Source organism: uncultured Sphingomonas sp. (genome assembly GCF_913778135.1).
GTDB lineage: Bacteria > Pseudomonadota > Alphaproteobacteria > Sphingomonadales > Sphingomonadaceae > Sphingomonas.
In genome coordinates this window covers 1-6,499 of the sequence record NZ_CAJYVU010000107.1, presented here as the reverse complement: position 1 = coordinate 6,499, position 6,499 = coordinate 1, and the positions used below count along the sequence as shown (strand labels likewise).

The window sequence follows — 6,499 nt, the reverse complement described above, 5'->3', positions numbered from 1 at the left end:
GCCTCGATCGAGAATTCGGACAAGGATCGCCCGCCGATCGGATCGTTGTTGACGTCGCGCGGACCGATCGCCTGGAAACCATAGCCGCGCACCGACGCACCACCGCCGGCGTAGAAGCGCCGCGACGGCGCGATCTGGTCGCGCGGCGCGCCGAGGATGGTACCGACCCGCACGCGCCCGGCGAGCGTCACGGCCTTGGTCGTCGGCAAATAGCCGCTCACGTCCAATTGCGTGCGCGCGTAGCCGAACGCGCTTCCCTGCAGGCTGACCTCGGGACTGAGCCGTCCGGAGAGACGAAATCCGCGCGTCGGGTTGAGCAGGTCGTCCGAACCGTCGTAGCCGAGACTCGTCGGCAGCGCGCCGATGAAGAAGGTGCGGCGGCGCGGCTCGCCGGTCGAGGCAATCACGTCGCGCTCGTCGGTCGCGACCAGCTCGGCACCAAGCGACCAAGTCCAGGTCTTCTGAAAGAAGATGTTGGTTTGCCGCTCGAGCGATCCCGACAGCGTCAGCGTATTGGCATCGTACGCGTCGCGCTGCGTATGCGCGGCTGCGAACTGCGCGGTCAGCACTTGGTCGCGCTCGCGGAAATTGTTGCGGCGGAACACGACCGAGCCGAGCTGCTCGCGCGTGCCGAGCACGCCGCGAAGCGTCAACGCACCCTCGGGCGGAAACAGGTTCCGATGCGTCCAGCTGACCTCCGCACGTGCGCCCTCACCCGTTCCGTAACCCAACTCCCCCGCGATCGTGCGCGGCGGCGCGGGCTCCAGCCGCACGTCGAGGTCGACCGTCTCGGGCGTGGCGCCCGGCACCGGCGTCACCTGTGCGGTAGAGACGAGCCCGGTCTGGATCAGCGCGCGGCGCAGGTCGTCGACACCGGAGGTCGTATACGGATCGCCGGGCGCGAAACGCGCGATCTCCTGCACGTGCGCGGCGTCGAACACGCGGTTGTTCGCATTGGCGGTGATGCGCCCGAAACGCCGCGCGGTACCCGGCGCGACATCGAGCGCGAGCGTCGCGGTGCGCGTCGCGTGGTCGACCACGATCTCGGGCTCGCCGACTTTAGCGAAGGCAAATCCCTGCTCGCCGACCGCGGTGCGCAAGGTGTTCTCGGCCGCCGCGATCGTATCGGCATTGACCGGATCGTTGCCGGTGACCGGAAACGCCTTCTCCAGCGCCGCCGTCTTGTCGCCCGCGCCCGCGACACCGTTCAGCGTCACACCGGCGAAGCGGTAGAGCGGCCCGGGCGTCGCCTGCAGCACGATGACGGGGCGCTTCGCCTCGCTAGCGACCGCGGTCGTGACCGCGGCGTCGTAATAGCCTTCACCCTTCAACAATGTGACGAGCAGGTCGGCGTCCTGCTTCGCACGGCGGTCGAGCTGCGCGGCGTTCGCCTCCTTGTTGTGGTTGGCGGCGAGCGTCGACAATTCCTCGAATCGTTGCCGCAGCAGCGCGGAGGCAATCCCGTCGATTCCTTCGACGCGGTAATCGTAGCGGGTCAGCGCGTTGACGTCGGCACGCCGCGCGATCGCGCTCGCTGGCGTGGGCGCCGCCGACAGATCGGGCCAGTCGACCCCGATGTCGGGCATCGCGGCGAGCGGCGCGGCAGGATCGAGATCGAGCGGGTCGGACGATTGCGGTGCGCCGGCGACGGACGACGCGGCAGGTGTCGGGGCGGGCGAGACCGGGCGTGCCTGCTGCGCGTAGGCAGCCGGCACCATCCCGACGATCCCCCCGGCCGCGCATAGCCACGCGCGGCACCGCCCCACACGCGAACCCATAATATGCGGCTTAGCCCGCCGCCACGCGTCGCGACAGGGGCAATGCATGGTCGGGTCCGCTTCGGACCGCGCGCCTGCCACGGCCCGTCGCGCACCCGACGCGTGCTGGCGCGGGCCGGCGTGACGTGGCACAGCGCGCTGCCATGAGCCAGCCGACCAGATCATCCGCCGCGGGCGGCTTCTTCATCGCAATGGGTGCGCTCGTCGGCACCGGTGTCGGCATCGCCATGCGTCAGCCGTCGATCGGCTTTCTCGCCGGAGTGGCGTTCGGCATCGCGGTCGCGCTCGGCATCTGGTTGATCGACCGCCGGCGCTGACAAGCTACAGATCGCGCAGCAGCATCCGCGCGCGGCCGATCACCACGACATCGCCGACCGGTCGCTCGATCGTCGCGAATAGCGGGTTGTCGCTCGCGATCACCAGAACGCCACCATCGCGCCGGACGCGCTTGATCGCCAGAAGATCGTCGACGCGGATCACGAACAGGCCGCCAGCGCGTGAGACGGTGCGCGCGGCGCGGTCGACCAGCACGCGGTCACCATCGCGGATGTGCGGCGCCATCGACTCGCCCCGCACATCGATGATCGACGCATGCGCGGCCGCGACCCCAACGGCGCGCAGCGTTCCGGGCGCGAACGCCTCGTGGCGCACGACACGCTCTGCCCCGGCATCGGCACCCGGCCCGGCCGAGGCGGCGAGCCCCAGATAGGGCACACGCACGAGCGCCGGCGCATCCGGCACCGGACCGCCCAGCAGCGCTTCCTCGACGTCGAAGAAGGCAGCGAGCACGCGCCGGTCACGCTCGGGTAGCACGCGCGGCGTGCCCCGTCGGACGTATTGCTGAAGATAGGCGATGTTGCGCCCGAGCATTCGCGACAACGCCGACAGGCTGGTTCCGCGTTCCCGCGTCAGGCGATCGAGCGCGTCGCGAGGTGTCTCGACCATGCGCGTTCGTAGCGCAGGAAAATTCCTAGACAAGTTGGAAATAGCAGAACAGATCAGGAACAAGTCCTGCTGGACACTGATTCTAGGAGCGCTGCATGACCCTGCTGACCGACATCGACCGATATTTGCGCCGCACCGGCATGCCCGAGACGAAGTTCGGGCGGCTGGCGGTGCGCGACCCGCGCCTCGTTCACGATCTGCGCCGCGGACGCGTGCCGGGCGAGCGTATCTGCGCGCGCGTATTCGCGATGATGGAGGAACGCTGATGCGCGCGGCGGAGCGGTTCGAGCGCGCGCTATGCGCCTCGGCACGACGCGCCGGGGCACCGATCGCGATCGCCTCCCATGCCGCGCGCGAGTGGCGCTCGGCGACCTTCAGCGGCGCGCGTCACGTGGTGGAGGCATGCGGCACGCGCGGCGAGGCGCTCGACGCGTGGCTGGCGACGCTCGCCGATACCGAACTGACGGTGCCCGGCCACGTGGTTGCCGAGCTGCGCGTGGACGAGCGCGCGAGCGACGGCGACGGTGCGCGCTTCCGGCTGGAGGGCGTCACCGTCGCTCTCGGCTGATCAGCTCGCGGCGAGGCGGCGCAGGCGTTGCAGCGTATCGTCGAGCGAGGCGGGCGCGGCAGCCGGCGGCGGCGGCGCAGGCGTGGGAGTGGGCGCAGGTGGCGCGGCTGGTGTGGCGACGATCCGCCGCTGCGCCGCGCCGCGTTCCAGCCGGGCGAGCAGACCCGCGATCGTTTCGTCCTCCCGATCGGGTGGAGGCGTCACCGCGGCATGCGCCTGCTCGGCGACCACCAGCCACGGTGCTACCGGCTCGCGCGGGGTCGGCGCTGGAGAGGCGGCAACCGGCACGCGCTCCTCTGCGTCATCGAACGCTGGCTGTTCATTAGAGGCCTCGGACTGCGGAGCGGCAACAGGCGACCACTCTACATGCGACTCGTACGCCGCCAAGACATCGATCGGATCGGCGTCGAAGCGGTTTGGTTGCTCGTTGGGCTCGTCATCCCATTCAACGCGCTCGCTCGACTCGGGCGTTGGAACGACGGAAGCCGCGACCGGCTGGTCGACGTGCTCGACCCACTCGGCCGTTTCCTCCTCGGGCGCCAGCCAGGCGAAGCGCGGCGCTGGTGCTTCCTCCTGCTCGACCCGGCGCGACAGCGGTGGCAGCGGCTCGGGCGGCGCCATAGGACGCAGCGGCACCGCGGCGGGATCGAAGTCGGCGAGCGGGCGGTCGAGGTCGGCGGGCAGCGGCTGCTCGGCGGGCGGCGGCAGCGGGGCGGAGCGCTGATCCTCCTCGCCGAAGATCGGCAGCGGATCGCCCAGATCGCTCGCGGCGCGGATCGGACGACGCGGCGGCGCGTCAGGGTGCGCGTCGGCGCGGCGGATGACGGGCACGTCCTCCTCCTCGTCGCCGTCCTGCGCCGTGCGCAGGCGCGGCTTGCGTGCGAACGCGTCGAGCTGGTCAAGCAGCCACGCCTTCCCCTGCGGCGCGAACCCGCATGCCGCGATCAGCGCGCCGGCCAGCAGCGCCAGGATCGTCCGCCCGGTGGTGCCGATCGGCGAGGCGGCGGCGGGCAGCACGCTGTTGAAGCCGGCGCGATCGACCGCGGCGTTCAGCACGTCGCTCGGTACCGTAGCGATGCCGATGGCGACGCCTAGCCCGATCAGCGCGGCGACGGCGGGAAGGACGTATTGCCTCACGCGTTCAAGGGGGAATGTGCTTGCCATGTTCGGTCCTGACGCGCGTGGGCGAGTTCGTGGTAAACCGGATCGTAGCGCGCAATATTTGACGACCAGTTACGCTCCGCCTCGACAAAGGCACGCGCGCGCTGTCGCCGTGCCGGCCATTCCGATCGATCGGCGAGCAGCGCCGCCAGCGATGCCGCGATCGCGGCGGGATCGTCGGGCGCGAACAGCGTGCCCGTTTCGCCGTCGCGGATCAGCTCGCGGTGACCGCCGATGTCGGACGCGGCGACGATCCGCTCCTGCGCCATCGCCTCCAGCGGCTTCAGCGGTGTGACCAGATCGGTCAGCCGCATCCGCTTGCGCGGATAGGCGAGCACGTCGACCAGACTGTAGTAACGCTCGACCTCGACGTGCGGTACGCGGCCGACGAAGCGGATCTGCGCGGCAGCCGGCGACGCCGCAGCCTGCGCGCGCAAGGCCGCCTCCATCGGGCCGCCACCGACCAGCAGCAGTTGCGCACGTGGCCGCGCCGCCACCAGCGCGGGCATCGCCGCGATCAGATCGTCGAGCCCTTCGTAATCGTAGAAGCTGCCGATGAAGCCGATTACTTCGTCGCCTAACCCCAGCTCGTTCGCGAGCGCCTCGTCGCGTACCGGCGGCGTGCCGAACAGCGTCAGGTCGACCCCGTTGGGCGACACGATGATCTTGGCAGGCGAGATACCCCGCGCGATCAGGTCGCCACGCAAGCCATCGCAGATCACCGCCAACGCGTCGGCGCGGCGGCACAGCCATGTCTCCAGCGCGCGCGTCGCGCGGTAGCGCGCGCTTCCCTCCCGCCCGGTTCCGTTGCCGACCGCGGCATCTTCCCAGAAGGCGCGGATTTCATACAGCAGCGGCAACCCGCGTGCCCGCGCCACGCGCAGCGCGGCAAGGCCACCCAGCACCGGCGAATGCGCGTGAAGCACGTCGGGGCGAAACGCATCCACGACCTGATCGACCCGACGCGCTAGCGCCGCGATCTCGCGCACCTCCCCCAAGGGCGCGGGGAGCTTGGCGGGCGGCACGGTGCGAAAGAAGTCGATTCCGTCGACCGTCTCGTGCGCGGCGGCGGTCGCGCCTTGCCGCGCCCCCGTCACCGCCGCCACCTGCCACCCGCGCGCCATCTCCGCGTGCAAAATCGCGCGCGTACGAAAAGTATACCCGCTCTGCAGCGGCAAGCCGTGGTCGAGGACGTGGAGGATGCGCATGGGGCACTCTTGCCCCAGCCGGGTTTAACGCCGCGTCAACTGCGCCGCGGCTAGGCCGTGGCGACGATGAGGACGCCGCGGCCATGATCGACAATTTCGCACTCGGGCTCGCGCACGGGTTGATGATGCTGGCCGCGATCCTGCTGCTGCGCCGTCCCGACCTCGACAGCGAGGCCAAGACCGACACCGCCGTGGAGCGTCGCCGCCGCCGTGCGTGACCTCGCGTTCATCGGCTTCCTGCTGGCGCTGTGGGGAACGGGTTTTCGCCGCCCGTTCCTGTTCGTGCTCGCCTACGTCTACATCGACATCATCTCGCCACAGCGGCTGACCTATTACATGCTCAACAGCGTGCCGATCAGCCTGATCGCGGTGGTGCTGGTGGTGCTCGGCTGGGCGCTCGCCGACGATAAGAAGGACAGCCGCTTCGCGCCGCGCCAAGCACTGTTCCTCGTCCTGCTCGCTTATTGCTACGCCACCACCAAGATGGCCGACTTCCCGCTCGAAGCACTCGATAAATGGGAATGGGTGTGGAAGAATCTCGCCTTCGCCGCCTTCCTGCCCCTCACCTTGCGCACGCGGTTGCGCATCGAGTCGCTGCTGCTGTTCGTGGTCCTTTCCGCCGCGTCGATCATCATCGTCGGCGGGATCAAGACGCTCGTTTCGGGCGGCGGCTACGGCGAGCTGAACCTGATGGTCGCGAACAATTCCGGCCTCTACGAAGGCTCGATCATCTCCGCGGTCGCGATCTCGCTCATCCCCATCATCCTGTGGCTGGCGCGCGACGGGACGTTGTTCAAGCCCGACTGGCGCGTGAAGCTGTTCGCCTATGCGCTGACCTT

At 69.7% G+C, this 6,499-nt stretch carries 9 protein-coding genes; 5 read left to right on the top strand and 4 right to left on the bottom strand.

All coding sequences use genetic code 11. The features are described from left to right. Positions 1–1,718 (bottom strand): BamA/TamA family outer membrane protein (locus QZ847_RS10180; RefSeq protein WP_294356202.1); only part of this gene is annotated, 1,718 nt, incomplete at its 3' end. 203 nt (positions 1,719–1,921) lie between these two features. Here QZ847_RS10180 and QZ847_RS10175 point away from each other — a divergent pair. Next, complete coding sequence (locus tag QZ847_RS10175; protein ID WP_294356200.1) at positions 1,922–2,095, top strand: hypothetical protein; 174 nt, start codon at positions 1,922–1,924, stop codon at positions 2,093–2,095. A gap of 4 nt (positions 2,096–2,099) precedes the next feature. Here the strand turns inward: QZ847_RS10175 and QZ847_RS10170 are convergent, their stop codons facing one another. After that, positions 2,100–2,723, bottom strand: coding sequence for a S24 family peptidase (locus QZ847_RS10170; protein ID WP_294356198.1), 624 nt, complete (start codon positions 2,721–2,723; stop codon positions 2,100–2,102). Positions 2,724–2,818: 95 nt separating this feature from the next. Here QZ847_RS10170 and QZ847_RS10165 point away from each other — a divergent pair, with 95 nt between their 5' ends. Together QZ847_RS10165 and QZ847_RS10160 are read left to right on the top strand one after the other, a co-directional pair. After that, positions 2,819–2,989 carry a hypothetical protein gene (locus tag QZ847_RS10165; protein WP_019517339.1) on the top strand — a complete coding sequence of 57 codons (171 nt, stop codon included), beginning with the start codon at positions 2,819–2,821 and terminating at the stop codon, positions 2,987–2,989. Then, on the top strand, positions 2,989–3,291 hold the full coding sequence (locus tag QZ847_RS10160) for a hypothetical protein (protein ID WP_294356196.1): 303 nt from the start codon (positions 2,989–2,991) through the stop codon (positions 3,289–3,291). Before QZ847_RS10165 ends, QZ847_RS10160 begins: the two co-directional genes overlap by 1 nt. On the opposite strand, the gene QZ847_RS10155 is transcribed toward QZ847_RS10160, so the two are convergent. Together QZ847_RS10155 and QZ847_RS10150 are read right to left on the bottom strand one after the other, a co-directional pair. Continuing rightward, on the bottom strand, positions 3,292–4,455 hold the full coding sequence (locus QZ847_RS10155; protein ID WP_294356195.1) for a hypothetical protein: 1,164 nt from the start codon (positions 4,453–4,455) through the stop codon (positions 3,292–3,294). It lies immediately after the preceding gene. Next, on the bottom strand, positions 4,425–5,660 hold the full coding sequence (locus tag QZ847_RS10150) for a TIGR04063 family PEP-CTERM/XrtA system glycosyltransferase (RefSeq protein WP_294356193.1): 1,236 nt from the start codon (positions 5,658–5,660) through the stop codon (positions 4,425–4,427). The genes QZ847_RS10155 and QZ847_RS10150 overlap by 31 nt, the downstream gene beginning before the upstream one ends. An 83-nt stretch (positions 5,661–5,743) precedes the next feature. On the opposite strand from QZ847_RS10150, the gene QZ847_RS10145 reads away from it, so the two are divergent. Both QZ847_RS10145 and QZ847_RS10140 read left to right on the top strand, forming a co-directional pair. Further along, positions 5,744–5,878, top strand: a complete 135-nt coding sequence (locus QZ847_RS10145) for a hypothetical protein (protein WP_294191925.1) — start codon at positions 5,744–5,746, stop codon at positions 5,876–5,878. Next, positions 5,871–6,499, top strand: a 629-nt coding sequence (locus QZ847_RS10140) for a DUF5935 domain-containing protein (RefSeq protein WP_294356190.1), incomplete at its 3' end; no start/stop codon positions are given. The genes QZ847_RS10145 and QZ847_RS10140, both read left to right, overlap by 8 nt.

What these genes read in the sequence shown, in the direction of transcription:
- QZ847_RS10175 (WP_294356200.1), top strand. Translation starts at nt 1,922, where the DNA reads ATGAGCCAGCCGACCAGATCATCCGCCGCGGGCGGCTTCTTCATCGCA.
- QZ847_RS10170 (WP_294356198.1), bottom strand. Translation starts at nt 2,723, where the DNA reads ATGGTCGAGACACCTCGCGACGCGCTCGATCGCCTGACGCGGGAACGC.
- QZ847_RS10165 (WP_019517339.1), top strand. Translation starts at nt 2,819, where the DNA reads ATGACCCTGCTGACCGACATCGACCGATATTTGCGCCGCACCGGCATG.
- QZ847_RS10160 (WP_294356196.1), top strand. Translation starts at nt 2,989, where the DNA reads ATGCGCGCGGCGGAGCGGTTCGAGCGCGCGCTATGCGCCTCGGCACGA.
- QZ847_RS10155 (WP_294356195.1), bottom strand. Translation starts at nt 4,455, where the DNA reads ATGGCAAGCACATTCCCCCTTGAACGCGTGAGGCAATACGTCCTTCCC.
- QZ847_RS10150 (WP_294356193.1), bottom strand. Translation starts at nt 5,660, where the DNA reads ATGCGCATCCTCCACGTCCTCGACCACGGCTTGCCGCTGCAGAGCGGG.
- QZ847_RS10145 (WP_294191925.1), top strand. Translation starts at nt 5,744, where the DNA reads ATGATCGACAATTTCGCACTCGGGCTCGCGCACGGGTTGATGATGCTG.